The sequence below is a fragment of the uncultured Nocardioides sp. genome, assembly GCF_947489365.1.
Taxonomy (GTDB): domain Bacteria; phylum Actinomycetota; class Actinomycetes; order Propionibacteriales; family Nocardioidaceae; genus Nocardioides.
Genome location: NZ_CANLDB010000002.1, coordinates 476,508 through 500,678, shown reverse-complemented (window position 1 = coordinate 500,678; position 24,171 = coordinate 476,508). Strand labels below are relative to the sequence as shown.

The 24,171-nt window shown below is 74.4% G+C and carries 29 protein-coding genes; 12 read left to right on the top strand and 17 right to left on the bottom strand.

The window, feature by feature from the left end; all coding sequences use genetic code 11:
- Window positions 1-151: 151 nt before the first annotated feature.
- The gene (locus Q0858_RS07800) at window positions 152-709 is read left to right on the top strand and encodes a DUF6318 family protein (protein WP_299052383.1); all 558 of its coding nucleotides are present in this window, start codon (window positions 152-154) and stop codon (window positions 707-709) included.
- A gap of 199 nt (window positions 710-908) precedes the next feature.
- Complete coding sequence (locus Q0858_RS07795; RefSeq protein WP_299052381.1) at window positions 909-1,565, top strand: hypothetical protein; 657 nt, start codon at window positions 909-911, stop codon at window positions 1,563-1,565.
- 98 nt (window positions 1,566-1,663) lie between these two features.
- Here the strand turns inward: Q0858_RS07795 and Q0858_RS07790 are convergent, their stop codons facing one another.
- From Q0858_RS07790 to Q0858_RS07755, 8 genes are read right to left on the bottom strand one after another with little or no spacing between them, the layout of a single operon-like run.
- Window positions 1,664-2,086, bottom strand: a complete 423-nt coding sequence (locus tag Q0858_RS07790) for a DUF6542 domain-containing protein (RefSeq protein WP_299052379.1) — start codon at window positions 2,084-2,086, stop codon at window positions 1,664-1,666.
- Between the two features lie 22 nt (window positions 2,087-2,108).
- Window positions 2,109-3,206, bottom strand: coding sequence for a DNA recombination protein RmuC (locus Q0858_RS07785; protein WP_299052377.1), 1,098 nt, complete (start codon window positions 3,204-3,206; stop codon window positions 2,109-2,111).
- Between the two features lie 44 nt (window positions 3,207-3,250).
- Window positions 3,251-4,087: an NAD(P)-dependent oxidoreductase gene (locus Q0858_RS07780; RefSeq protein WP_299052375.1), complete on the bottom strand. Its 837-nt coding sequence runs from the start codon at window positions 4,085-4,087 to the stop codon at window positions 3,251-3,253.
- 24 nt (window positions 4,088-4,111) lie between these two features.
- Window positions 4,112-4,429 (bottom strand): hydroxyisourate hydrolase, encoded by a 318-nt coding sequence (gene uraH / locus Q0858_RS07775; RefSeq protein ID WP_299052373.1) that lies wholly within the window; start codon window positions 4,427-4,429, stop codon window positions 4,112-4,114.
- A complete protein-coding gene (locus Q0858_RS07770) occupies window positions 4,426-5,943 on the bottom strand; it encodes an amidase (protein ID WP_299052371.1) in 1,518 nt (505 codons plus the stop codon). Before Q0858_RS07770 ends, uraH begins: the two co-directional genes overlap by 4 nt.
- Before the next feature lie 16 nt (window positions 5,944-5,959).
- Entirely contained in the window at window positions 5,960-7,120 is a 1,161-nt protein-coding gene (locus tag Q0858_RS07765; RefSeq protein ID WP_299052369.1) for a cysteine desulfurase-like protein, read from the bottom strand.
- Entirely contained in the window at window positions 7,117-8,049 is a 933-nt protein-coding gene (locus Q0858_RS07760; protein WP_299052367.1) for an aldo/keto reductase, read from the bottom strand. Before Q0858_RS07760 ends, Q0858_RS07765 begins: the two co-directional genes overlap by 4 nt.
- 57 nt (window positions 8,050-8,106) lie before the next feature.
- Window positions 8,107-9,684: a DUF2252 family protein gene (locus Q0858_RS07755; RefSeq protein WP_299052366.1), complete on the bottom strand. Its 1,578-nt coding sequence runs from the start codon at window positions 9,682-9,684 to the stop codon at window positions 8,107-8,109.
- A gap of 79 nt (window positions 9,685-9,763) precedes the next feature.
- On the opposite strand from Q0858_RS07755, the gene Q0858_RS07750 reads away from it, so the two are divergent.
- The 4 genes from Q0858_RS07750 to Q0858_RS07735 all read left to right on the top strand — a co-directional run bounded on the left by Q0858_RS07750 (window position 9,764) and on the right by Q0858_RS07735 (window position 11,675).
- Window positions 9,764-10,126: an SMR family transporter gene (locus Q0858_RS07750; RefSeq protein WP_299052364.1), complete on the top strand. Its 363-nt coding sequence runs from the start codon at window positions 9,764-9,766 to the stop codon at window positions 10,124-10,126.
- The gene (locus Q0858_RS07745; RefSeq protein ID WP_299052362.1) at window positions 10,123-10,440 is read left to right on the top strand and encodes an SMR family transporter; all 318 of its coding nucleotides are present in this window, start codon (window positions 10,123-10,125) and stop codon (window positions 10,438-10,440) included. Before Q0858_RS07750 ends, Q0858_RS07745 begins: the two co-directional genes overlap by 4 nt.
- A gap of 175 nt (window positions 10,441-10,615) precedes the next feature.
- The gene (locus tag Q0858_RS07740) at window positions 10,616-10,936 is read left to right on the top strand and encodes a hypothetical protein (RefSeq protein ID WP_299052360.1); all 321 of its coding nucleotides are present in this window, start codon (window positions 10,616-10,618) and stop codon (window positions 10,934-10,936) included.
- Between the two features lie 7 nt (window positions 10,937-10,943).
- Window positions 10,944-11,675 carry an SDR family NAD(P)-dependent oxidoreductase gene (locus Q0858_RS07735; RefSeq protein ID WP_299052358.1) on the top strand — a complete coding sequence of 244 codons (732 nt, stop codon included), beginning with the start codon at window positions 10,944-10,946 and terminating at the stop codon, window positions 11,673-11,675.
- A gap of 4 nt (window positions 11,676-11,679) precedes the next feature.
- On the opposite strand, the gene Q0858_RS07730 is transcribed toward Q0858_RS07735, so the two are convergent.
- From Q0858_RS07730 to Q0858_RS07715, 4 genes are read right to left on the bottom strand one after another with little or no spacing between them, the layout of a single operon-like run.
- Window positions 11,680-12,459, bottom strand: coding sequence for an exodeoxyribonuclease III (locus tag Q0858_RS07730; protein ID WP_299052357.1), 780 nt, complete (start codon window positions 12,457-12,459; stop codon window positions 11,680-11,682).
- Window positions 12,460-12,463: 4 nt separating this feature from the next.
- Complete coding sequence (locus Q0858_RS07725) at window positions 12,464-13,006, bottom strand: hypothetical protein (protein WP_299052355.1); 543 nt, start codon at window positions 13,004-13,006, stop codon at window positions 12,464-12,466.
- A gap of 3 nt (window positions 13,007-13,009) precedes the next feature.
- On the bottom strand, window positions 13,010-14,626 hold the full coding sequence (locus Q0858_RS07720; RefSeq protein WP_299052353.1) for a PH domain-containing protein: 1,617 nt from the start codon (window positions 14,624-14,626) through the stop codon (window positions 13,010-13,012).
- On the bottom strand, window positions 14,623-15,120 hold the full coding sequence (locus tag Q0858_RS07715; protein ID WP_299052351.1) for a PH domain-containing protein: 498 nt from the start codon (window positions 15,118-15,120) through the stop codon (window positions 14,623-14,625). The genes Q0858_RS07720 and Q0858_RS07715 overlap by 4 nt, the downstream gene beginning before the upstream one ends.
- Before the next feature lie 70 nt (window positions 15,121-15,190).
- Here Q0858_RS07715 and Q0858_RS07710 point away from each other — a divergent pair, with 70 nt between their 5' ends.
- The 5 genes from Q0858_RS07710 (at window position 15,191) to Q0858_RS07690 (ending at window position 19,338) form a co-directional block, all read left to right on the top strand.
- Window positions 15,191-16,003, top strand: coding sequence for a hypothetical protein (locus Q0858_RS07710; RefSeq protein WP_299052349.1), 813 nt, complete (start codon window positions 15,191-15,193; stop codon window positions 16,001-16,003).
- 49 nt (window positions 16,004-16,052) lie between these two features.
- A complete protein-coding gene (gene ychF / locus Q0858_RS07705) occupies window positions 16,053-17,141 on the top strand; it encodes a redox-regulated ATPase YchF (RefSeq protein ID WP_299052347.1) in 1,089 nt (362 codons plus the stop codon).
- A gap of 16 nt (window positions 17,142-17,157) precedes the next feature.
- Window positions 17,158-17,928 carry a dimethylsulfonioproprionate lyase family protein gene (locus Q0858_RS07700; RefSeq protein WP_299052345.1) on the top strand — a complete coding sequence of 257 codons (771 nt, stop codon included), beginning with the start codon at window positions 17,158-17,160 and terminating at the stop codon, window positions 17,926-17,928.
- Between the two features lie 169 nt (window positions 17,929-18,097).
- Window positions 18,098-18,496, top strand: a complete 399-nt coding sequence (locus tag Q0858_RS07695; RefSeq protein WP_299052343.1) for a VOC family protein — start codon at window positions 18,098-18,100, stop codon at window positions 18,494-18,496.
- Between the two features lie 47 nt (window positions 18,497-18,543).
- The gene (locus Q0858_RS07690; RefSeq protein ID WP_299052341.1) at window positions 18,544-19,338 is read left to right on the top strand and encodes a GNAT family N-acetyltransferase; all 795 of its coding nucleotides are present in this window, start codon (window positions 18,544-18,546) and stop codon (window positions 19,336-19,338) included.
- A 21-nt stretch (window positions 19,339-19,359) separates the two neighbouring features.
- On the opposite strand, the gene Q0858_RS07685 is transcribed toward Q0858_RS07690, so the two are convergent.
- Complete coding sequence (locus Q0858_RS07685; protein ID WP_299052339.1) at window positions 19,360-20,223, bottom strand: DICT sensory domain-containing protein; 864 nt, start codon at window positions 20,221-20,223, stop codon at window positions 19,360-19,362.
- 408 nt (window positions 20,224-20,631) lie between these two features.
- The gene (locus Q0858_RS07680; protein ID WP_299052337.1) at window positions 20,632-21,441 is read right to left on the bottom strand and encodes a class I SAM-dependent methyltransferase; all 810 of its coding nucleotides are present in this window, start codon (window positions 21,439-21,441) and stop codon (window positions 20,632-20,634) included.
- Between the two features lie 117 nt (window positions 21,442-21,558).
- Between Q0858_RS07680 and Q0858_RS07675 the strand changes: the two genes are divergently transcribed.
- Window positions 21,559-22,104 carry a hypothetical protein gene (locus Q0858_RS07675; protein WP_299052335.1) on the top strand — a complete coding sequence of 182 codons (546 nt, stop codon included), beginning with the start codon at window positions 21,559-21,561 and terminating at the stop codon, window positions 22,102-22,104.
- A 5-nt stretch (window positions 22,105-22,109) separates the two neighbouring features.
- Here Q0858_RS07675 and Q0858_RS07670 read toward each other — a convergent pair whose 3' ends face one another.
- From Q0858_RS07670 to Q0858_RS07660, 3 genes are all read right to left on the bottom strand, one after another.
- Window positions 22,110-22,493: a hypothetical protein gene (locus tag Q0858_RS07670; protein WP_299052333.1), complete on the bottom strand. Its 384-nt coding sequence runs from the start codon at window positions 22,491-22,493 to the stop codon at window positions 22,110-22,112.
- Window positions 22,490-23,146, bottom strand: coding sequence for a maleylpyruvate isomerase family mycothiol-dependent enzyme (locus tag Q0858_RS07665; protein WP_299052331.1), 657 nt, complete (start codon window positions 23,144-23,146; stop codon window positions 22,490-22,492). Before Q0858_RS07665 ends, Q0858_RS07670 begins: the two co-directional genes overlap by 4 nt.
- 133 nt (window positions 23,147-23,279) lie before the next feature.
- Window positions 23,280-24,113, bottom strand: a complete 834-nt coding sequence (locus tag Q0858_RS07660) for a class I SAM-dependent methyltransferase (protein WP_299052329.1) — start codon at window positions 24,111-24,113, stop codon at window positions 23,280-23,282.
- Between the last annotated feature and the right edge of the window lie 58 nt (window positions 24,114-24,171).

Genomic DNA, 24,171 nt, shown 5'->3' with positions numbered 1-24,171 from the left:
CCTCCTCTGCCACAGTTTTCGCTCTGTCCACAGGTGTCTCGCGCGCTCTGGCCCAGCCCCTGTTCGCGACGTAGCGTGCCGCGAGAGCGATCGTTGGACCGGTCGTACTCGGGACATGGGACGGAGTTTCGACATGCGCGCACGAGCGTCGGTGGCTGCTCTGGCGGCCTCTCTCGCGCTCCTCACCGGGTGTGGTGACGGAGGGGACGAGCCCGAGGCAGACCCCACCCCGATCATCCCGTCGTCGTCACCGGCCGAGCCGTCGCCGTCGGAGTCGGAGGCCGCGGAGGAGGAGCCGCCCGAGATGCCGAATGCGGCGCGGGAGGAGTCGACGGCGGGGGCTGAGGCGTTCATCGAGCACTGGACCGCCGCCTTTAATTTCGCGACAGTGACTGGGGATACCGCCTCATTCGATGACTTAGCCGCCGACTCTTGCAGGGCCTGTGTGAACATCTCGAGCAGTCTCAGGGACCTATACGACAGGGGCGGCCGGATCGAGAGCGCTGGCTGGACGGTCAAGCAAATTGGGTTCGCATCTGAAGACACGGCCGACATGCCAGCTGTTCGGTTCGATCGGGCGAAGGAGCGAGTGTTCAGGACCGAGGACGCCAAACCTCAGGTCTACAGACCGGAAGACATGACCTACACCTTCCAGCTGGAATACGCCTCGACGGGCTGGCGAGTCAGTGAACTGACGGAGGCCTCGTGACATGGCGGGTAAATCCTTGGGCGTCTGGGTCGCATTAACCGCGTTCTGTGCAGCCCTATGTCTGGCACCTAGTTCTGCCGCAGACCCGGTTAATCCAGGCGGGAGTTGGTTTGACGTTCGCATCCCCGGTGAAACACCGGGGGGCTACGACCCGGGAACGGGCGGCGGAGGCGGTTCAGCCGGCGCCTCTGACGGACCGGTGGTCGGATACAACCCGCTCTGCAAGAGCGGTGGCGGCGGCACCACCGAGGAGGCCCGCTACGGCTGCGGCGGCACCGTCGAGTGTGGCAACGGCGGCACGATGATGGGCCGGACGATCTACTACCCGGACGGCACCACCGGGACGCTGCCTCCGATCTGCGTCGAGCCCGGTGAGGAGGGCGAGGGCGGGACGGCCCCGGTCATCACGCCGGGCATGATCCTGGCGGCCTTCGAGCGCATGCCCCTCCCCGACTCCGACCTGACGTTGCAGCCACCGGGCGGGGAGACGCTGGTCAACTTCGACACGATCTTCTCGACCTCGAACGAGCCCGAGACGACGACGGTGACCCTGCTGGGTCAATCCCTCGACCTCGAGGCGAGTGCGACGTCGTACGAGTGGCACCACGGTGACGGCTCGACCCAGACGACGGACTGGGAGGGGAAGCGGTTCGAGGAGGGCACACCGATGAGCGAGTTCATCTCGTACCGCTACCAGGACGCGTTCGAGACCGTCGAGCCCAGCGTCGACACGACGTGGTCGGCGCGGTTCCGCCTGGACGGCGGTCCGTGGCAGCCGGTGGCCGGCACCGTGACCATCGACGGCGACCCGGCCAGCCTCCGCGTGGTCGAGGGGCAGCCCAACCTCGTCGGGTAGGCCGGACGGGCCCGTAGCAGGGAAGTGTGTCGATTTGCTGTCGCTATGGCGACAGCAAATCGACACAGTTTGGCCGGACAGCCCGAGAGAGCCGAGGGTCAGAGCCGCTGCAGCCGCATCAGGTAGCCGCGGACGCCGAGCATGACCAGGCAGACGACGTACCCGAGACCGAGCGCCCAGCTGTGGTGGGCGAAGCCGGCGATGACGCCCTCGACGGCGCTCGCGGAGGGGAAGCCGAAGGCCGACGGCATCGCGATGCCGACGACCAGCATGCTCGCGAGCATCATCAGCGGGGGGAGGACGGCGGCGAGGAAGAAGTCGTCCGGCTCGGCCAGCAGGCCGAGGCCCACGCAGACGGTGACGAAGCCGAGGCCGAAGAGCAGGCCGAGGTCGTGGCCGAGGGCGATGTCCAGGCCCAGGAACGTGGCGACCAGGGCCGGGGCGAGGAGCAGCACCGGCGGACCCGGCGCGTCCTCGTACGACACGGGGTCGGCCGTCCCTCGGAGCTGGGTCTGGCCCACGTACCTCACGCTAGGGCGAGGCTCACGCACTGCGCGGTCGACGCGCCGGGAGGAGCTCGTCCGCGACGGGCTCGCGGGGCATCAGCTCGACCTGACGCGGACCCTCGAGAGGGTCGTCGGTGACGCCGAGGTCGTTGAACTTCCGCGCCGTGACCAGCACGCGGCCCTCGAGGGAGCCCACGGCGGAGTTCCACGCGGCGACCGTCGAGGTGAGCGAGCGGCCGACCTTGTCGAGGTGCTCGCTCATCGTGGCGAGGCGCTCGTGCAGCTCGCGGCCGAGGCGCTGCACCTCCGCGGCCTGGTCGGACAGGGCCTGGTGGCGCCAGCCCTGCGCCACGGTCCGGAGCAGGGCGATGAGGGTGGTCGGGCTGGCGAGGACGACGTGGCGGGAGGCAGCGTGCTCCAGCAGGTCCCGGTCCGTCTCGAGCGCCGCCGAGAGCACCGCCTCGGCGGGCACGAAGAGGACGACGAAGTCGGTGCTCTCGGGCAGCGAGCGCCAGTAGGCCTTGCCCGAGAGGGAGTCCACGTGGGTCCGGAGCTGGCGGGCGTGGCGGCGGAGGTGGGCGGCGACCTCCTCGGGGTCGTCGGCCTCGCCGGCGTCGAGGAACGCGTCGAGCGCGACCTTGGCGTCCACCACCACCGAGCGGCCGCCCGCGAGGCGCACCACGAGGTCCGGGCGCAGCGTGCCGTCGTCGAGGCGGACCTGCTCGGTGAAGTCGCAGCGGTCGACCAGGCCGGCGAGCTCGACGGTGCGGCGCAGGTGCAGCTCGCCCCACCGGCCCCGGACCTGCGGGCGGCGCAGGGCGGTGGACAGGGCGCCGGTCTCGCGGCGCAGCGCCTCGGTGCTGCGGGCCATCTCCTCGACCTGCGCTCGCAGCTCGCCCTGGTGGCTCGAGCGGGCGCGGTCGAGGGCGTCCATCTGGGCGCCGATGCGGCGCAGACCGTCGCGGACCACGGCGTCGGACGCGGCGCGGCGCTCGAGGGCGTCGAGCGCCGCGGGCAGGGCGGCCGTGGCCTCGCCGACCGTCGTACGCCGCGACCACAGCACACCGAGCAGCGCGCCCAAGGCGACGCCGACGAGCAGCAGCAGGAGCGCGGGCGTCAGGGCGGAGGTGTCCATGACCGCAGCGTGCAGCAGGCCACCGACAGTGGCCGGGAGGCGCGTCAGCGCGTGCGGTGCACCGCCGCGACGTCGGCCTCGCCGTGGCCGTCCTCGACCGTCCGGGCGAGGCGGGCCGCGACCTCCGCGAGCAGGGGGCTCGGGGCGTGGGAGTCGGCCGCGAGGTGCAGGTCCTTGAGCGCGTTCGCCACCGCGAAGCCGGGCTCGTAGGAGCCGGCGTCCATGAGGTTCGACTTCATCTGCGCGTAGGGCATCGACAGCGGCCCGGCCTCCAGCGCCGAGCGCAGGTCGTCGTGGTCGACGCCCAGCCCGTCCGCGAGGTCGAGGACGTCGCTGATGCCGACCGTCGCGATCGTCAGCCAGGCGTTGACGGCCAGCTTGAGGGCGCTGCCGCCCGACGTGCCGGTGCCGACCTGCTGCACCGAGCCGAGGGCGTCGAGCACGGGCCTGGCGCGCTCCACGGCGGAGTCCTGCCCGGCGACGAGCCAGAGGAGTTTGCCCTGCTCAGCGGGCTGGGTGCTGCCGGAGACCGGAGCGTCGAGGTAGTCGACGCCCGCCTCGGCCGCGAGCGACCCGAGGCGCTCGGCGCCCGCCGGACCCACGGTCGAGGCCTGCACCCAGACCCCGGACACGTCACCCAGCAGCGGGGAGACGACCTCCGCGACCACGTCGGCGTCGCGCAGCACGGTCAGCAGCGCGTCCGCGCCACGGACGGCCTCCGTCGCCTCGTCGTACGCCGTCACCCCGTCGGCGCCGTCGGCGACCGCGCGGGCCTTGTCGGCGCTGCGGTTCCACAGGCGGACGTCGTGCCCCTCGGCACCCAGCCTGCGTGCCATCGCCGCCCCGAGCCCACCGGCTCCCAGTACCGCCACCGTCGTCATGTCGCGACCGTACTCAGCGGGGGCTCAGCTCCCGCGGTAGGTCGTGTACGCGAAGGGACTGAGGAGCAGCGCGACGTGCACGTGCGGCTCGTCGGGCTGCACCGTGAACGGCACGACGACCTCCGGGTGGAAGCACTCCTGACCGAGGTCCGCGAACCACGGGCCCGTCTCGAAGACGAGCTGGTGGCGGCCGGTGGTGAGCTCGATGTCGAAGCGGAAGCGGCCGTCGCCGTCCGTGCAGGCGCGGTGGGTCTGGCCGGCGACGTCGGTGAGGACCACCTCCACCCCGCTGGCCGGGCGTCCGTGGGTGGAGTCCAGGACGTGGGTGCTGCAGGTGGTCATCGGTCTCTCCTGACGAGGTCGAGCAGGTCGTGGTCGCGGCCGGGCGCGGCGAGCAGGCAGACGCCGGCGGGCAGCCCGGAGGTGGTGCGGCCCGGCACGGTCACCGCGGGCAGCCCCGCGAGCCCGGCCAGGCAGGTCAGTCGGAGGGTGGCCTCCCGGACGCGGGCGACCTCGGCGGGGTCGACGCCCAGCCGTGGCGCGACCGTCGCGGCGGCGGGGAGCACCAGCACGCGGTCGCCGACGAGCTCGAGCACGCGACGTCGGGCGGTGGCGGTGACGGCGGTAGCCCGTCGGACGTCGTCCGGGGTCAGGGCCGCCGCGGCCTCCACGCGGCCGCGCACGTCGGGGCCGAGGTCGTCGAGGTGCCGCTCGAGCCAGCGGCCGTGCGCCTGCCACGCCTCGTGCGCCTGGAGGGTCGACCACGCCTGGCGCCAGGCGGGCAGCAGGCCGGCGTCGAAGGGCTCCCGCACGACCATGCCGACCCGGTCCGCCCAGCCCTCGACGACGGCGGCGACCTCGGGGTCGGCCTCGGCGAGCAGGCCGCGGCACAGCACGATCTCGGCGGACCCGCGGGTCGTGCGGGGCGGCAGCAGCACCTCGCCGACGCGGGCGAGGAGGTCGGCGTCCCGCGTCAGCCACCCGACCGTGTCATACGACGGGGCGAGCGGCAGCAGCCCGTCGCGGGGCACGGCGGCGTGGGTGGTGCGGATCCCGTACAGGCCCTGGTACGACGCCGGGACGCGGATCGAGCCGCCGGTGTCGGTGCCCAGCCCGATGCTGACGTGACCGAGCGCGACCGCGCTCGCCGAGCCGTTCGAGGAGCCGCCGGGCAGCCGCCCGGGGGCGGCGGGGTTGGGAGGGGTGCCGTGGTGGTGGTTCGCGCCGGCCAGGCTCCAGGCGAGCTCGTCGGTCCGGGTGATGCCGACGGCGTCCGCGCCCGCGTCGAGGAGGGAGGCCACGACGGCGGCGTGCTCCTTCTCCACCGGCGCCCGCTCGAGCCAGGCGGGGTTGCCCGCGCTGCGCCGGTGCCCGGCGAGCGCGTAGAGGTCCTTGACCGCGAGGGTCTCGCCGGCCAGCGGGCCGGTGGCCGCACCCGCCACGAGGGGGTCGCCCACGACCCGCCACACCCGGGTGTCGAGGGCCGGCGGCGGCGGGGTGGCGTGCACGGCCGTGACCCGCCAACCCTCGTCCGTGCGGGCCCACAGCTCGGTCCGCTGCCCCCGGCCGCCGCGTGCGGGGGCCGTGACGCTGACGACGAGGGCGTGGTCCGTGTCGATCGTCTGGACGTGCGCCGCGCCCAGCGGGACCGGCGCGCCGGGGGTCGGGCGGGCGGCGAGGGCGGCCACGATCTCGTCGTGGCCGACGAGCAGGCCGTCAGGATCGGCGTGCAGGGTCGCCGGTCCGTCGGCGTACGCGTCCGCCGGCCCGCCCGCTGTGCCCCCGGGTCGCTGACGCAGCGCCCAGAACGCCTCGCGGAGTCCCTCGGGCTCGGGGAGGCGGGGGCTGGCGCTCACCAGGGAACCGTAGTGGTCAGGAGCCCGCAGCGATCTCGGTCAGGGCCGCGAGGAGCCGGTCGATCTCCTCGTCGTTCGTGTACGGCGCCAGCCCGACCCGCAGGGCGCCGCCGTCGCCGAGCCCGGCGTGCCGGGACGCCTCGAGGGCGTAGAAGCTGGCGGCCGGGGCGTTGATCTTCCGCGCCGCGAGCGAGCGGTGGACGTCGGCGTGCTCGCGCCCGGCGACGGACAGCAGCACCGTCGGCGTACGCCGGGCCGGCGAGCCGTGCACGGTGACGCCCTCGATGCGGGCGAGCCCGTCGAGCAGGCGGGCGAGCAGGAAGTCCTCGTGGGCCTCGATCGCGTCCATGCCCAGGCCGGTCAGCACGTCGACGGCCGCGGTCGTGCCGGCCATCAGCTCGTACGGCAGGGTCCCGAGCTCGAAGCGCTCGGGGACGGCCTCGGTGCTCGGCAGCAGCTTGTCGGGGTGCAGCGTCTCGAGCAGCGCAGGGTCCGCGGCGAGCACCCCGCAGTGCGGGCCGAGGAACTTGTACGGCGAGCACGCCAGGAAGTCGGCCCCGAGCGTGGCCTTGTCGACCGCCGCGTGCGGCACGAGGTGGACGGCGTCGACGTACGTCAGCGCGCCCACGGCGTGCGCCGCCGCGGTGATCGCGGGGACGTCGGGCCGGGTGCCGAACAGGTTCGACGCGGCGGTGACGGCGACGAGCCGGGTGCGGTCGTTCAGCAGCGGCGTGACGTCGTCCAGCTCGGCGGTCACGGGGTCGAAGCCGAGCCACCGCACGGTCGCACCGGCGCGCTCGGCGGCGATCACCCAGGGGCGGATGTTCGCGTCGTGGTCGAGCCGGGTGACGACGACCTCGTCCCCGGGTCCCCACCCCTGCGCGAGCGTGCGGGAGACGTCGAAGGTCAGCTGCGTCATGGAGCGGCCGAAGACGATGCCGCGGCGGTCCGCGCCCAGCAGGTCGGCCATCGCACGGCGGCACATCGAGACCACGGCGTCCGCGCGCTGCTCGGCTGCGGTGACGCTGCCCCGGTTGGCCAGGCCGGCGGTCAGCGTCCCGGCGACCGCGGCGGCGACCGCGGTGGGGACCTGGGACCCTCCCGGCCCGTCGAAGTACGCCGTCCCGTCGGCCAGGGACGGGAAGAGCGCGCGGACTGCGGTGACGTCGTAGCTCACCGGCCCACCGTGTCAGACGCGGCCGTGAGGCGTGCGGTCTCCTCCTCGGTCAGCGTCAGGGTGGTCGAGGCGAGCAGTGCGTCGACCTGCTCGGGCCGGCTGGCGCTCGCGATCGGCGCCACGACGCCCTCGCGGTCGCGGACCCAGGCGAGCGCGACCGAGGCGGGCTCGACGCCGTGGGCCTCGGCGACCTCGCGGACCGCGGCGACGACGTCGAAGGCGGCATCGTCCTCGGCGTACCCCGCCACCAGGCGCTGCCGGGGGCCGGTGACGTCCTCGCGGGAGGTGTACTTGCCGGTCAGCAGGCCGCTCGCCAGCACCCAGTAGGGGACGACGCCGAGGTCGTGCTCGCGGGCGAGCTCGAGCCGCTCGGCCTCGTAGTCGGCGCGGCGCAGCAGGCTGTACTCCGGCTGCAGCGCCACCGGGGCCCGCCACCCGTTGGCCTGCACGAGCCCGAACCACTCGCGGATGCGGGCGGGGGAGTAGTTCGAGATGCCGACCTCGCGGACCGAGCCTGCGTCCACCAGCGCCTGGAACGCGGCCAGGGTCTCGCCGAGGGGCGTGTCGGTGTCGTCGAAGTGGGCCCACAGCAGGTCGAGGTGGTCGGTGCGCAGCCGCCGCAGCGACTCCTCGACCCCGGCGGCGACGTTGTCGGCGGCGAGCCCGGGGCGCATCCGGCTGCTGCCGATCTTCGTGGCGAGGACGACGTCGTCCCGCCGCCCGGTGCGTTCCAGCCAGGAGCCGATGAACGACTCCGACTCGCCGTTGCCGTCGCCGTAGGAGTCCGAGGTGTCCACGAAGTTCCCGCCGCCGTCGACGAACGCGTCGAGCACGCGGTGCGACGCCGCCTCGTCGATGGTCCAGCCGAAGGGGTTGGCGCCCAGCGCGAGCGGACGGACGTCGAGGTCGGAGCTGCCGAGGTTCACCATGTCGGGCCCAACCACCGACGGCCGCCGAGGCTTCCTGGCACCGACGGCGGATCCTGCCTAGCGGTAGACGTGGTCGATGGCGGTGAACGCGCCGAGCGCGTGGTCGGCGCGGAAGTGGGCGTGGTCGGTCCGCACCCGGTCCGCGCCATCCGCCGCGAAGCGGACGACGTCGTCCACGAACAGCGGCACCGGCCCGATCGCGGCGAGGATCTCCGGCTCCGCGTCGTGGTCGATGAGCCCCGACTCGTCCGACAGGGCGTGCGACTGGGCCAGCGAGCGGCCGCAGATGTCGGCGTAGTCCGACCACTCCTTCTTCGAGTGGTCCTCCAGGTCGATGGAGTCCCGGTACGGCGCCCGCTCGCGCACCATGAAGCTGAGGTCGTCGAGGCGGGCCGCGCCGTAGAAGCGGTCCCCGTCGACGAGGTGGACGCCCTGGGCGTGGGTGATGCGGTCGGCGTACCCGTCCACGACGTACGGCGACGGCGGCACCAGCCCGTCGAGGGCGGAGCGCCGCGCCTGCTTGAACTCGAGCAGGACGTCGTCGCTGCCGTCGGCGAGCGGGCCCTCGATCATGAGGTAGTAGCGGGGCAGGCCCAGCGACGCGGTGCCCTGGCCGAGGCGCATGCAGACGTCTTTGACCTTCATCCCGGGCGTGCGATCGGCGGGCACGTCGATGTCGTTGGCCGTCACGTAGTCGTCGAGGGCGCGCTGGAACTCGTCGCGCCGCGAGCTCACCGGGACGTGCTCGTCATCGGCGCGGAACCCGCGCTTGTACTCGTCGTGGTACTTCCGCGCCAGCCACGCCGACCGGTCCTCCAGGGCGTCCTCGATGAGCGCCGCGATGAGCGGCGGGGCGTTGTCGAGACGAAGCTGGGAGGTGCGCTCGTCCTGCTCGTTGGCGTACTGCCGCACCCCCTCGACGTACCCCTGGACGAACGCGGCGGCGATCTTCGCCTGCCGCTTGGGCCCGTGGCCGCCGATCTCCTCAGCGGCGAGCACGAAGCCGACGGCGCCGCGCTTGAGGTCCCAGGTGAACGGCGCGTAGTAGGCCTCGTCGAAGTCGTTGACGCCGAAGATCGGGACGTCGTCGGCGCTCGGCATGACCCCGAAGTTCTCCGGGTGCACGTCACCCAGGGTCAGCACCGTCGGCATCCACGCGTCCTCGCCGGCGAGGTCGCGGTAGAACAGCAGGCAGGTGCCGCGGAAGAACGAGTACGTCGACCCGGCGAGCTTGTCGAACTTCGCGCGGGCCTCCTCGTTGTGGTCGGCGATGCGCGTCTGGTGGTCCTCGCGGATGGTCTGCCGCACGTGCGTACGGCGCTCCGCGCCCTGCAGCTGGCGCGGCAGGAACACCATCTCGCCGCGCGCCCGCGCCTCGGCCAGCCGCGTGAACGCCTCGACGCGCGACGCCGCGGGGTGGGCGCCCTGTCCGGCCGTGGTGACGTCGTGGTTCGACGCCGTACGCCGCGACGCCGGCTGGTCGTCCCGGTCGAGGAGAGCCTCGATGAGCTGCGTCTTGGTCATCCCCGAGCGACCCTCGACGCCCCGCGCCCGGGCGCGCTCCAGGAGGTCCTTCTTCGGCAGGCGGGCGAGGGAGGCCCGATCGGCGTCGTGGGGCGTGCGCAGCGAGGGCATGGCGCACTTCCTAGCAGGCGCGGGCGTCCGCCGCGGGGCCAGACGCGGACCCCGCGGGCCGGGCTGCTTGGCTGCGACGGTGCGACTCCGACTGCTGCTCGCCCTGGCCATCGGCTGCGAGGTGGTCGCGACGCTCAGCCTGAAGGCGGCCGGCGAGGGCCTGCCCCTGTTGTACGCCGTGGTCGCCGCCGGCTACGTCACCGCCCTGGGCCTGCTGTCGGTCTGCCTGCGCGACGGGATGCCCGTCGGCCTCGCGTACGGCGTCTGGGCCGCGGGCGGCGTCGTCCTCACCGCGCTCGCCGCCGCCGTCGTGTACGACGAGCGGCTGGGCCCGCTCCGCCTCGGCGGGATCGCGGTCATCGTGGTCGGGGTGCTGCTGGTCGAGGTGGGGTCCCACCGCGCCGGGTCCGTCGGCGCCGACCGGGCGGGGGAGCGGACGTGACCTGGGTCCTGCTCGGCCTCGCGGTCGTCGCCGAGGTCGCCGCGACCCTCAGCCTGCGCGCGTCGGAGGGCTTCCGCGTCCGTCGCTTCGGCGCCGCGGCGGTGACCGGCTACGTCCTCGCGTTCGTCCTGCTGGGCCAGGTCCTCGCGCGCGGCCTGCCCGTCGGGGTCGCGTACGGCGTGTGGGCCGCGTGCGGGGTCGCCCTGACCGCGCTGCTGGGGCGCGTGCTGTTCGCCGAGCCGTTGACCCTGCCGATGCTCGCCGGCGTCGTCCTCATCGCGGGTGGGGTGCTGATGGTCCAGGCGGGGGCCTGAGCCACTCGTCCGGCGTCGGAGCGAGGGGTGATCGTCGTCTTTGCGGTCGGTTCTCCGCTCCCACGGCGGAGAACCGACCGCAAAGACGGAAACGGGCCGGGCATTCACCGGGACTGGACGGACCGGTCAGAAAGACTTGCTTCCGCTTCCCGGCAGGCCGGGTCAGGCTTGTCGCATGCCGCTCCTCGGTCCCGCCCGCGCCGGTGCCCCGCGTCGCCGCCAGGCCCCGGCACCCCTCGACGTCAACGCCGAGGTCGCCGCCGTACGCCGTGACCTCGCCGTCCTCGACGCCCGGCTGGCCCGCCTCGGCGCGTCCCTGCGGCGCCCGGAGGTCGTGGCCGCCCTGCGCGCGGTGGACGGACCCTTCGCCGGCGACGCCCCGGCCGCCGCGGAGACCACCTCGCTGTGGCTCGACCGGGTCCGCGGTCAGCTCGACGAGCCCCGGACGACGCTCGCCGAGGCCCATGTCGCGGCCGGCGGGCTCGCGAGCCGGTGACCGGCCGGTGAGCAGTCCGCCGCTCTGCACGGTCCTCGGCGCCGGTCCCGGGCTGGGTGCCGCCATCGGGCGTCGCTTCGCCGCCGAGGGGTTCCGCGTCGCGCTGGTGACCCGCAGCCCCCACCGGCTCGCGGACTGGCCCGCGCCGGACGACGAGGACGTCGTCGTCGTGAGGGCCGACCTGGCCGACCAGGGGACGACGCGCGCCGCGCTCGCCCGGGTCGAGCGATGGGGCGGGGCGACCGACGTCCTCGTGCACAACGTCGCGGACATGTCCCCCGACGAGGTGCTCGCGATGACGACCGACCGGCTGCTCGAGGCCGTCCGGGTGGACGCCGGGAGCCTGCTCGACGCGCTCGCCGAGGTGCTTCCGGCCATGGAGCGCCGGGGCCGGGGGACCGTCCTGGTGACCGGCGGCGGGCTCGCCCTGGAGCCCTACCCCGACTGGGCCGGCCTCGCGGCGGGCAAGGCGGCACTGCGGAGCATCGCGCTCAACCTGCACAAGGCCCTCGCGCCGCGCGGCGTGCGGGTCGCGCTGGTCGCGGTGTGCGGCCTCGTCGCGCCGGGTGGGCCGCTCGACCCGGACCTGGTCGCCGAGGAGTACTGGCGACTCCACGCCGAGCCGGCGACCGCCGGTCGACGCGAGCTGGTGCTGCTGCCTGACGGCGCGGACCCGTTCTACAACGACCCGGGCGGTGTCCACCGCGCCTTCTCGCAGCCGATCCGACCGGAGGCGTGAGACCTCAGTCGAGGTCCACCACGACCGGCGCGTGGTCGGACGGGCTGCCCGTGCCCTGGGCGGGGTCGCGCTCGTCGCGGTCGACGAAGGCCCCGGTGACGCGCTCGGCCAGCGACGGCGAGGCGTAGGCGAAGTCGATCTTCAGCCCGCGGTCGCGCTCGAACCGTTGGCGGTAGTAGTCCCAGTACGTGTAGCCGGGCGCGTGGGCGCGGGTGACCTCGCTCCACCCGTCGTCGGCGAACGCCGCGAAGGCCTCGCGCTCGGGCGGGGTGACGTGGGTCGACTTCGCGAACTGCTTCACGTCGAACACGTCGTCGTCGGTGGGGCAGACGTTCCAGTCGCCGACGAGCACCGTCTGCTCGCCCAGCCAGGACGAGGCCGCGCCGCGCAGCGCGGAGAGCCACGCGAGCTTGTAGGTGTAGTGCGGGTCGTCGGGCTTGCGGCCGTTCGGGACGTACAGCGACCACACCCGGACGCCGCCGCAGGTCGCGCCGATCGCGCGCGACTCCGGGACCTCGGGCTCGCCCCACCCGGGCATGCCGTCGAAGCCGACCTGGACGTCGTCGATCCCGACCCGGGAGATGATCGCGACGCCGTTCCACTGGTTGGTCCCGGCGGCGGCGACCTCGTAGCCGGCGGCCTGCAGCCCCATCAACGGCAGCTGCTCCTCCTTGGCCTTCGTCTCCTGCACGGCGAGGACGTCGACGTCGTGGCGCGCCAGGAACGCCTCCACGCGGTCGATGCGGGAGCGGAGCGAGTTGACGTTCCAGGTGACGAGGCGCACCGCCTCAGCGTAGGAGCCCGTCCAGTGCCTCGGTCAGCGGCCGCGGGGCCGCCGCCGGGTCGAGGGCGGCGACCAGCAGGGCGGCGTACCGCGCCTTGCGTCCACTGGTCGTCCCGAGGAAGCGCCGCAGCACCGGGGCGTCGTCGCGACCGCGGTGGAACGGCTGGCGGCGCAGCGTCCGCCACGCCCCGAGGTCGCCCGCGGCCTCGACCACCTCCAGCGCGGCCGGGACGCCGAGCGCCCGGATGAGCTCGTCCTCGAGGTCGGCGTCGCAGACGTGCAGCGACACCTCGCGTCCGGAGCGGGCCACGGTGCGGGCGACGTACGCCGACTCGCCGGCGTCGTGCAGCACGACCGGCCGGACGTCGTCCGGGGTCGCCGCGAGGTGGCGTCCCAGGTTGGTGATGCCGCCCATGGCGACGACCGGCAGGTCGTACCCGAGGCCCCGGGCCCGCGCCAGGGTCAGCAGCGCCACCCGGTCGCTCTCGCCCTCGACGAGCACGACCGCACCCCGCCCGCGCGTCGGGGCGGGTCCGGGGACGGTCATGGCTCAGGCGGCGAGGAACTCGTCGAGGACGCCGGGCGTCGCCGCGTGCGCGAGGCCGACGGCCACCGGCAGGGCGAGGTCGACCGCGACGACCTTCTCCCCGCCGGCCGCGGTGGTGGCCACCAGCGTGGCCAGCCCAAGGCGGCGCTGGAAGAACGACTGCTGCACCACCCAGCCGATGATGCCGTCGGACTCGATCACCTCACGGCGGCGGACGACGCTGGGCCCGACGACGACGAGGTGCTCGGCGGTGAGCCGGTGGCCGAGGTTGCGGTACTGCGCCTCGCACACCACGACGCCCAGCGGGACGAAGACGACGAGGAAGGCCAGCGGGATCCACCAGGGGAGGTCCCACGGCACGAGGGCGACCACGAGCGCGATCACGCCCGCGACGACCAGCACCCCGACCTGCTCCTGGACGTGGAGGCGTCGTCGGGCGAGCCAGCCGTGGGCGTGCAGGTCGACGGTCAGCGGCTCGTCGGTGGGGCGACCGAGGATGTCCTCGCCCACCCGGACCGCCACGGTGCGCGGGCAGGGCGGCAGGACGGTGGTCGTGCCGCCCTCGCCGACGCCCGTGGCCAGCGTGGCGAGCTCGGCACCGCCGGCGGGACGCATGAGCAGCGGCTCGGTGAGCTTCACGCCGCGGACCCGCTTCTCGTCGACGCTGGTCGACCGGGTGGTGATGAGGCCGGCGGTGAGCCGGAGGTTGTCGCCGTCGCGGACCAGCCGCAGGTTCCACCACTGGACGACGAACGCGGCGACCGCGACGACCACCCACGCCACGAGGGCGACGACCGCACCGACGACCAGCACCAGCGACAGCGCCTGCGCGGCGACGTAGTCGTACGCCGACCGCGCCGCCTCGGTCTCGAGCACGGGGATGTCGTTGACGAACTGCGACAGGAAGGTCAGCGCACCCGCCAGGACCGCCAGGCGGGCCAGGCTCAGCGGCGCGAACCGCAGCCACGACCAGTCGATGCGGGCCAGCTCCACGGGCTCGACCTCGACCGCCGGGGCGGGGACCGGCGGGGGTCCACCCTCCGCGGGCGGCGTCCCGGTGGCGTCGGTCGCGGGAGCCGGGGACGGTGCGGCGGCCGCGCGGCTGCGGGTGAGCAGGAAGCGGCGCAGGCCCTCGCCGTCCGCCTTGGCGATGCCGTCGAGCTCGATGCGGGTGTCGTCGACGCCGGTCCCGACGGCGACCTTGGTCAGGCCCAGCACGCGGCTGACCAGTGAGGCCTCGAGGTCGACGCTGCGGACCCGGTCCAGCGGCGCGGTGAGGCGGGTCTTGTTGAGCAGGCCGCGGCGGACCTCGAAGGCGGTGTCGGTGACCCGGAAGTACGTCGTCAGCCAGGGGACCATCCCGAACAGCAGCGACAGCACCACGAAGGCGGGCAGGGCCAGCAGCGCCCACGGGCTGCCGGTGGACCCGAGGCCGATCGCCGCGGCACCGGCGGGGATGACGAACTGACGCGCCGCCGCGAACGGCCCCACCACGAGGTAGCGGACGTCCATCCGCTGCCACTCCGCCTCGGCGACCGGCGGCTTCGGCGCCGGCTCGTCGTACGGCGCGGGCCCGGCGTACGGCTCGTCGGCGTACGGCGGCTCGGGCGGCTGGGTCACGTCGCGTCGCCCCGCTCGGCGCCGGTCACCGCCGTGAGGTGGGCGACGAGGTCGGCCGCGACGGCGGCGTCCAGACAGTCGATGGTGATGGGTCCGGCGGCGGACGCGGTGGTGACGGTCAGTGACCGCAGCCCGAAGAACCGCATCAGCGCGCCCTGGGTCGAGTCGACGGTCTGCACCCGCGACAGCGGGGCGATCCGCTCCTCGCGGGTGATCCAGCCGGAGCGGGTGTGGACGGCGACGTCGGTGACGTCCCAGCGGTGGATGCGGTAGCGCACCGGCGGCATCAGCACGGTCGGGACGGCCGCCGCGACGACGGCGAGCAGCAGCAGCGCCGTGGCCCACCAGGGCCGCTCGGACCAGAGCAACCAGGTGACGGCCACCGCGACCCAGACCACGAGCGTCCCGATGCCGGACGAGACCCGCCAGTAGGACACCGCGCGGGGCGAGACCAGGTTCGTCGGCTCGCGGAGGACAGCGGTCGGTTCTGACACGTCACCGAGCCTCGCACACCCGCGCGGCGTCCCCGGTGTGGAACGGGGCCGAGCGGGGAAGGTGGCGGACGTGACCACCACCGCCCCCCGGCGCCGTCCCCGCCGCACCCTGCTGCTCCTGGCGGTCGGAACGCTCGCGCTGGTCGCTGCGGGGGTGCTGGCCTGGCGGGTCACCGGCTCCGACGCGGGCCTCCGGCTCCGGCTGGGCACGGCCGACGGGGTCCAGGAGGTGGGGTCGACGGCCGACGGCACCTGGCTGCGCCTCGAGCCCGACCTCGACGCCGCCACGACCGAGGCGACGCTGCGCGAGGTCGCGGGCGCGCTCACCCGGCGTACCGGCGCGGTGGCGATCGCCCCGGCCTCGTCGCCCACGGACGACGACGGCGTCCCGGCCGTGTCCGTCGAGGTGGGTCCCGACGACGGCACCACCGACCTGGCCCCGGTGCTGGAGGCGCTGGGGAGCCTGCCCGCCGACCTCGACGTGACGAGGGTGTCGGTGCGCTCCGACGCCGGCCGGTGGCGGCTCGACGCCCGGACGGACGGCGACCCCGGCGACCTCCCCGTGGTGGCGGGCACCGTCGTCGACTCCCTGGCCGCGGCCGGCGCCGACGTCGTGACGGTGATGCACGTCGAGGTCGGGATCGCCGCGGGAGCCGGCGAGCTGGACGTCGAGTGCCCCGGCGGGGTCGCCGGGACGTCGGACCGGCTTGTCGAGCTGATCCGTGCGCAGGGCCCGGGCTGGGCCGTGGGGACGACGGTCGGGTGCGTCGGGCCGTCCACGGCCGAGTTCCTCGTGCAGGACGCCGCCGACCGCGCACCCCAGCGTCGGAGGGCCGCGCGTGAGCTGTCCGACGACTGGACCTTCTCCGTCGGCGGGGGCTGACGACCGCGGGTTCGTGGCGGGCCCCGCGTCGCCCGTAGGCTGACGCCCCGTGGCTCTCACCATCGGCATCGTCGGACTTCCCAACGCGGGCAAGTCCACCCTCTTCAACGCCCTGACCAAGAACGACGTGCTCGCGGCGAACTACCCGTTCGCGACGATCGAGCCCAACGTCGGCGTCGTGGGGGTCCCCGACGAGCGGCTCCCGGTGCTGGCGGAGCTGTTCTCCTCGGCGAAGGTGCTGCCCGCGACCGTCGAGTTCGTCGACATCGCCGGCATCGTCGCGGGCGCCTCGACCGGCGAGGGCCTGGGCAACAAGTTCCTCGCCCACATCCGCGAGTCGGCGGCGATCTGCCAGGTCACCCGTGTCTTCCGCGACGAGGACGTCACCCACGTCGACGGCAAGGTCGACCCGTCCTCCGACCTCTCGACGATCTCCACCGAGCTGGTCCTCGCCGACCTGCAGACGGTGGAGAAGGCCGTGCCCCGCCTCGAGAAGGAGGCGAAGGGCGACAAGGCGCGCGGGCCGTACGTCTCCGCGGCGAAGCAGGTGCTGGAGGCCCTCGAGGCCGGCACCCCGGCGTACGACCTGCTGGCGGCCGGGACGGTCGACCTCGAGCACGTCCGCGAGCTGCAGCTGCTGACCGCCAAGCCGTTCCTCTACGTCTTCAACTGCGACGCCGACGAGCTCGCCGACGACGAGCTGAAGCAGCGGATGCGCGACCTCGTCGCCCCCGCCGAGGCGATCTTCCTCGACGCGAAGTTCGAGGCCGAGCTGGTCGAGCTCGGCGACGACGACGAGGCCCGCGCGATGCTCGCCGAGATGGGCGTCGACGAGCCCGGCCTCGACGTCCTCGCCCGCGTCGGCTTCGACACCCTCGGCCTGCAGACCTACCTCACCGCCGGCCCCAAGGAGTCGCGCGCGTGGACCGTCCCCAAGGGCGCCACCGCGCCCCAGGCCGCCGGGGTCATCCACACCGACTTCGAGAAGGGCTTCATCAAGGCCGAGGTCGTCTCGTACGACGACCTCGTCGCCGCCGGCACCATGCAGAAGGCCAAGGAGGCCGGCAAGGTGCGCATCGAGGGCAAGGACTACGTCATGGCCGACGGCGACGTGGTGGAGTTCCGCTTCAACGTCTGAGCGAGGGAGCACTCCGGTGTCGGACACCGACGTCGCCGACCTGGTCGGAGCGCTGCGCCCGGTGCTGCAGCGGCACGGCCTCGAGGAGCACGCCGGCCTGCTGGGCCAGGTCGGTCCACATGCCGTCCTCCCGCCGGAGGCGCCGGGCGACCTCGCCGTCCTCGACCAGCTGCCGGAGGCGTGCGAGTCGGCGGACCGGGCGGACGCCGGTCTCGCCGACGTCGTACGGCGCCTGGCGCCCCGGGCGGTGTGGACCCAGACCGCTCGCTACCTCGAGCACCCGCCGTCACCCACCTTCCTCGACGGCTACGCCCACGCGACCCTCGTCGGCCCGCCCGACGGCGGGACGGCCTCCGACACCAGGACGGCGGTCAGCGTCGGCCTCCTGCTCCTCGGCCGTGACGTCCACTACCCGCCGCACCACCACCCGGCCGACGAGGTGTACGTGCCGCTCGGTGACGCCGACTGGCTGGACGACGACGCGACGACGTACCGGGCGCGGCCCGGCGGGATCCCGCTGCACCACCGACCATGGCAGCCGCACGCGATGCGCACCGGGTCCCGGCCGCTGCTCGCCGTCTACCTCTGGTCGGGCGACGTGACGACCCCCTCTCGATGGTGCGGGTCGTCGGACGAGCCGGCCGACGGCCACGTCGTGGGGCCGGGGTTCGACGTGTCGTCGCGGTTCGACGTCCGACCGTCACATCGGGTCGACCGCGCGAGCCTCGTCGAACCCGACCTCGACCTCCTCGACGTCGAGCTGCTCGGGCGCACGGGTCCGGGGTGACGGCGAGGTGCACGCACCCGTCGGTCCGGCGGGCCCGCTCCCCGAGGTCCTCGTCCTGTCGACGTACGCGGGTCCACCTCGCCGCCACCCTCCGATCGGGGAGTTGTGGCGGAGGTACGGATCGCGTGTCGTGAGGGCGTCCGCACCACGACGTCCCGGAGGTAGATCCGTGTCCTTCCCGCCCATCACGCACGTGGCGATCACCGTCACCGACCTGGCCCGCTCCACGGACTTCTACTCCCGGCTGTTCGGCAGCGACGCCGTGCTCGACGAGGACGAGACCACCGGGGGCTTCCACCACACCGTCTTCGCCCTCGACGGCGGCTCGCTCTTCGGGCTGCACACCCACGGCGAGGGGCAGCGTACGGACGCCTTCGACGCGAAGCGGACCGGGTTGGACCACGTCGCGTTCGCCTGCGCCGACCGCGCGGCCCTCGAGCAGCAGGCCTCCCGGCTCGACGAGCTGGGCATCGCCCACGGCGGCATCGTGGACGCGCACTACGGCTCCGGCGTGTCCTTCACGGACCCCGACGGGATCGCCCTGGAGTTCTTCGCCCCGCCGGGCTGACCGGTGTCCGGTGGCCGGAGGCCGTCCCGGCTGACAGCCTTCGGCGCGTGCTCACCCCTGCCGACCTCCTCGCCGTGTACGACGACCAGCTGCGCACCGACGCCGAGACCCCCGGCGCGCTGTCGGTCGTCCGGCACGGCCCGCTGCGCCTCGTCACCTTCCCGGGCGCGCGGGGGTTCGTGACCTACCGCGACCTGGACGGCGCCGACGAGGCCGGCGTCCGTGACCTGGTGCGGGGCGCGGTGGAGCACTTCGGAGCCCTGCCCGAGATCACCCACGTGGAGTGGAAGACCCGCGGGCACGACCAGGCCCCGGGTCTCCAGGACGCGCTCCTGGCGCACGGGTTCACCCCGGGAGAGGAGGAGACGGTCATGCTCGGCGAGGCGTCCGGGCTCGCCGGTGACGTCGCCCTGCCCGCCGGCGTCACCCTGCGCCGGGTCACCGCCGAGGCCGACGTCCGCGCGATGACGGCGATGCAGGACGAGGTGTTCGACGGCGTGGTCTCCGAGCGCGGCGCCGCGTCCGTGCTGGCGCGCCTGGCGCTCGACGACGGGATGGAGCTCTGGGTCGCCGAGCACGACGGCGTCGTGGTCGGCGCCGGCCGCCTCGAGCCCGTCACCGGCACCGACGTCACGGGCGTCTGGGGCGGTGCCGTCCGGGAGGGCTGGCGCGGTCGCGGTGTCTACCGGGCGCTGACCGCGGTCCGCGCCCGCTCCGCGCTCGACGCCGGGTTGCGCCTGGTCCACAGCGACTCGACGCCGATGTCGCGGCCGATCCTGGAGCGCCTCGGGCTGGTCGCGGTCACCACCACCACGCCGTACGTGCTGACCGCAGAGGTGTGAGGCGGGGGATCCGGACCCCGGTCAGCCGGCCCGCGTCCCGGCGGCGTGGGTGAGGACCCGGCCGATCAGCGAGGCGGCGGCTGCGTTCACGGCCCCGACCTCGGCGTCGACGGCGGGCACCGGACGGTCCAGCGTGTGCCGGGCCTCCGCCGACACGTCGACCCCGGACGCCGAGGCCAACCGGGCGCACTGGCGGGCCACGTCGCGGACCTCGGCCGGGTCGAGGGTCCAGAGGGCGTCGAACTGCTGGGCCGGCGCGGGGTCGCGGGGGTCGTGCAGCGCCTCGCGGGCCACGAGGGCCACGGGCACGTCGACGCCGTCGACCACCACGGCCCACTCGGCGTGCAACGGGGAGCCGGGGGGCAGGGACACGGTCAGCGCGCCGCCGGGCAGGGTCGTGCCGTCGCCGGTCCCGAAGTCGGCGAAGACCACCGCGGCGCGGGCGGACCTGGCGAGCTCGCGCCACCGCGACTCGGCCGCGGTGTAGTTCTCAGCTCTCTGGAAGAGCCCGAACAGGACGGCCGGCCGCGCGGAGGCGTGGCACTCGTCCTCGATGGCGTGGGTGAGCGCCAGGAGCATCGGCTTGCCGACCCGGTGGACCGGCGTACGGGGGGACCGCGCCCGCATCTCGACGAAGAGCGACTCCTCCGCGACGCCTGCGCCGCGCTGCACCTCGGCGATGGCGGACGCCAGGCGCACCCCCGAGTCGCGCCGGCGCTTCACCGCGAGGAGGGCGGCGACGTCGGCCTCCGTGTACCGCCGACGGCTCGTGCCCGCCCGCAGGGGCCGGGGGAAGTCGTAGCGCTCCTCCCAGGTGCGCAGCAGGGCGCCGGTCAGGCCAGTCCGCGCGACGACCTCGGCGGTCCCGTACGTGCCCTGGTCCATCCCCGCCCCCTCTCGAGCTCTCCACGGTGCACGGCGTCGCGTCGCGACCGGCCCCGCGCGCCGGAGTCCGAGGCGCACCACGGCACCGTAGTCCCCGGCGGCCCTCACCGAACATCACGAGTGGAAATCTTGAGAAATACCTGACGGAACCACACAGCCTGTGTTGTACTCGGTCGTACCGAGTCACCCGCACCCATGACGGCTAACCCCCCGGCCTGGTCATGGTCGGTCCCTCGGTTCTCATGCCCGAGACCCCGGTGCGAGAGCGACACCCGCTGTCCGCGGATCGCCCCGGAGCGTCATGGGGAGCGACCGGAACGGCATCGCGGGCACGGGCTCGCCGCCCCCCGGCGGGCTCGTGCTCCGCGCCGACGGAGTCGGGCCGGCCCGGGACGGGCGCGGCCAGGGCTAGGGCTGGGGCTTGAGGGCGGCGAGGTAGGCGTAGCGCCGGTCCAGCTCGTTCTCGGGCACGAGGGTGAGCGTCACCGGCCGCAGGCCGACGGACTCCGCGAGGGCCCAGAAGTCCGGGATCGTGTACGTCGTCATGTCGGCCAGGTTCTGCGCGTAGCCCCGACGCCGCGGCCGGCTGGCGCGGTGGCCGTCGTCGTACTTGAACTGGACCACCGCGAGGCCACCGGGCACCAGGGCCTCGGCGGCGACGCGCAGGATGCGGGCGCCGTGCTCCTGGCTCGGGACGAGCTCGAGCACGTAGAAGGACAGGAACAGGTCGCACCCGGCCACCTGCCCGGCCACGGCCTCCGGTGCGTCGACGTCGACCTCGACCTGGACGGTCGGGGTGTCGGCGGTCGCCGCCACCTGCCGCGCGCACTCGGCCAGCGTGCGTGCGGACAGGTCGACGAGCACCAGCTCCCGCGCCTCGGGCGCCACGGCGACCGCGGTGCTGCCGCCGCCGCAGCCCCAGTCCACGACACGGGGGGAGTCCCAGGTCCAGCCCGCGGCCCGCGCCGCGACCCGGACGAGCTCGAGGTGCTCCCGACCCACGCGCCCCCACAGCGAGGCGTCGTCGGCGAAGGCGTCGGAGTCGCGGAAGTGCGAGTTGCTCGCCCAGCGGTCGTCGTCGCCGTCGCGCCAGTACGCCGAGGCGTCGGCGGCGCGGCGCGTCGGGGACTGCGCGGGGCCTCGGCCCGCCACCACCGAGGCGACCTCGCGGCGGGCCCGGTCGACGAGACCACGGACCCGGGTGGACACGTCGGTCACGGCGACACCTTCTCTCTGCACCCCATGGCGACGGTCGCGGTCGTCGGAACGCCGAGGGTAGCGACTCCCGCGCGTCCCCGGCGATGAGTCACCGGCACCCGGGAGGTCGGTCCTGACATGGACGCACCGAGGAACGAGGTCATCGCCCGCACCGGTCCGGGCACCGACAGCCGACGCGGCACCGCGGGTCCGACCGCCTGGGCCCCGGTCGCGCAACAGCTCCGGGAGGGTGCGGGCACCAGCTGGCTGAGCGTCCGGAACGGGCGGGGCGGCGTCCACACCCGACCGGTGTTCGCGGCCTGGGGCGGCTCGTCCTTCCTGCTCGCCACGAAGGCGACCGCCGTCAAGACCGGGCTGCTGCAGGCCTTCCCCGAGGTCTCGCTGGCCGTCGACCTGGGGACGACGCACCTCGTCGTCGAGGGCGAGGCGGCACGTCTGAGGGCTCCCGACGACCTCCGACGGGCCTCCGCGGCGATGCTCGAGGTCTACGACTGGCCGACCGAGGTCGTCGGCGACGAGCTCGACGCGCCGTACGCCGCCCCGACGTCCGGCGGCCCGCCCTTCCAGGCCTGGGAGATCACGCCGCGCCGGGCCCACGCCTTCCCGACCGAGGACCAGTACCAGCCCACGCGGTTCGCCTTCGACGCGCCCGGGCTCGGCTGAGGGGATCAGGCGGTCCCGGGCTCCGGCAGCCAACGGGCGGCAGCGTCGTAGGTCCCGGTCGGGGAGTCGCCGAGGGCGATGGCCGCGCCCGGGGCGCGGTGGTGGACGAGGTTCAGCACCCGCTCGAACAGGTCGTCGTCGGTGCGGATCCCACCCCCGACGACCACGCACCCCCAGTCCCGGGCGCCGAGCCGGTCGGCGACGACCGCCTCGACGTCGTCGCCGCCGTCGAGCCCGACGAGGCAGTACTCCACGGCGACGCCGTGCTCGGCGAACCGTCGGCGTCCCTCCTCGATCGCGGCGGCCACCGGGGCCGGGTCCCACGGCCCCGGCACCCGGAACGGGTCGAGGCCCAGCACCAGCACCCGGGGCGCCGCGTGGCCCGTCACCGCAGGCGCCGCCGCAGCGCGTCGACGCCGGGGCCGGCGAGGTCGTCCAGGGCCACCGCTCGGCCGGTCAGCGTCATCACGAGCGCCTCGCTCGGCCCGCGGAGCTCCTGCCCGTCGCCGTGGGTCCAGGCCTGGTCCGTCGCCACGAGCCGCAGGCCTCTCAGGTGACCGCGGCCGACGAAGCCCGTCGTCGTGCCCTTCGGGTCGGCGACGAAGTCGAGGACGTGGCGCCAGTGCTCCGGCGGCGGGTTCGCGTCCAGACCCAGGGGTCGTGCCGCGTCGCGGAGGTGGATCAGGCTGTCGGCCATCGGACCGCGCGGCCCGATGACCGGCGGGGAGAGCCGGACGTCGGCCCGCTCGCGCAGGAGGCCGACGAGCTCGTCCGTCGACCGGGTCGCGAAGCGGCGGGCGCTGGTGTCGACCATCCGGTCCAACGACCCCCGCGCCCTGATCACCCCCACGAGCAGCCCGAGCGTCGACATGCCGGTCTCGAGCGGCTCGGCGAGGTGCGCCGCGACCTCCCGGACGGTCCACCCGGCGCACAGGCTCGGGCGTCGCCACTGCTCCTCGTCGAGGCCTGCGAACATCTCTGCGGCCAGCAGCCGGGTCTGGGTCGCGACGTCGTACGTCGCCTCGTGGTCGGGCCCCGCCATCGGTGCCTCCTCGCTCGGGACCAGCCTGGCACCGGGCACCGACAGTGAGCCAGGCTTCCGGCCGGGCGTCCCGAGGGCCGTGACCCGACGACGCGGGCCTGGTGGCGGTCGTGTCGACCTCGTACGGGTGCGGTCAGGCTGGCTTCCTCGCCGTGAGCGTGTAGGTCATCGGCATCCGCAGGTCGTCGTCGGGCAGCGCGAACTCGCCGCCCCCGACGTCCACCATGGGCGGCAGCGCCTTCCAGGGCACGGTCCGGTGCTCGACGAGGCCGGTGACCTCGAGACCCACCTCGAGCAGGGCGGTGACGATCTCGCCGAGACCGTGGTTCCACTCCTCGGAGCGGGTGTGGACGAAGTCCACGTCGGAGTCGACGTAGGTGCCCGGCTCGTCCCAGACCGTCGGCTCGGGGTGCTCGAAGTACGGCACGACGAGCTCGAGCCGCCCGTCGGTGCGGTCCTGGTCGAGCGCCCACAGCACCGGGTGCCCCTCGCGCAGGTGCAGCCGGCCGCCCGGACGCAGCAGGGCGGCGACGACCTCGGCCCACCGCGCGATGCGCGGCACCCAGCACAGGGCGCCGATGCCGGTGTAGACGAGGTCGTACGTCGCCCCGAGGGCGGCCACGGCGTCGTGCACGTCGCTGAGGACGAACCCGACGTCCGCCCCGGCGAGCTCGGCGACCCGGCGCGCCTCGGCGATCGAGGCGGGGGAGAAGTCGAGGCCGGTGACCCGACCCCCGAGGCGGGACAGCGAGACCGTGTCGGTGCCGATGTGGCACTGCAGGTGGACCACGTCCAGCCCGGTGAGGTCGCCGAGCCGGTCGCGGTCGAAGCGGACGACGTCGGAGAGGAACGCGGGGTCCTCGGCGAACCGTCGTACGCCGTAGTCGGGGGAGGCCGCGTGGGCGGGAGCGCGCTCGTCCCACATCGCCAGGTTCGGGGGCTGCGCGGGGTCCACGGGCTCGTCCACGGCGGCAGCGTGCCCGGTCCGTGGCTGCGGGGTCCAGGGGGTTTCCGGCGGGCCTAGG

Bases quoted from the DNA above. Each gene is read 5' to 3' on its own strand.
- Q0858_RS07740 (WP_299052360.1), top strand. From the start codon at position 10,616: ATGCCGCTCCTCGGTCCCGCCCGCGCCGGTGCCCCGCGTCGCCGCCAG.
- Q0858_RS07755 (WP_299052366.1), bottom strand. From the start codon at position 9,684: ATGCCCTCGCTGCGCACGCCCCACGACGCCGATCGGGCCTCCCTCGCC.
- Q0858_RS07760 (WP_299052367.1), bottom strand. From the start codon at position 8,049: ATGGTGAACCTCGGCAGCTCCGACCTCGACGTCCGTCCGCTCGCGCTG.
- Q0858_RS07780 (WP_299052375.1), bottom strand. From the start codon at position 4,087: ATGACGACGGTGGCGGTACTGGGAGCCGGTGGGCTCGGGGCGGCGATG.
- Q0858_RS07785 (WP_299052377.1), bottom strand. From the start codon at position 3,206: ATGGACACCTCCGCCCTGACGCCCGCGCTCCTGCTGCTGCTCGTCGGC.
- Q0858_RS07685 (WP_299052339.1), bottom strand. From the start codon at position 20,223: ATGGACCAGGGCACGTACGGGACCGCCGAGGTCGTCGCGCGGACTGGC.
- Q0858_RS07665 (WP_299052331.1), bottom strand. From the start codon at position 23,146: ATGGCGGGGCCCGACCACGAGGCGACGTACGACGTCGCGACCCAGACC.
- uraH (WP_299052373.1), bottom strand. From the start codon at position 4,429: ATGACCACCTGCAGCACCCACGTCCTGGACTCCACCCACGGACGCCCG.
- Q0858_RS07725 (WP_299052355.1), bottom strand. From the start codon at position 13,006: ATGACCGTCCCCGGACCCGCCCCGACGCGCGGGCGGGGTGCGGTCGTG.
- Q0858_RS07675 (WP_299052335.1), top strand. From the start codon at position 21,559: ATGGACGCACCGAGGAACGAGGTCATCGCCCGCACCGGTCCGGGCACC.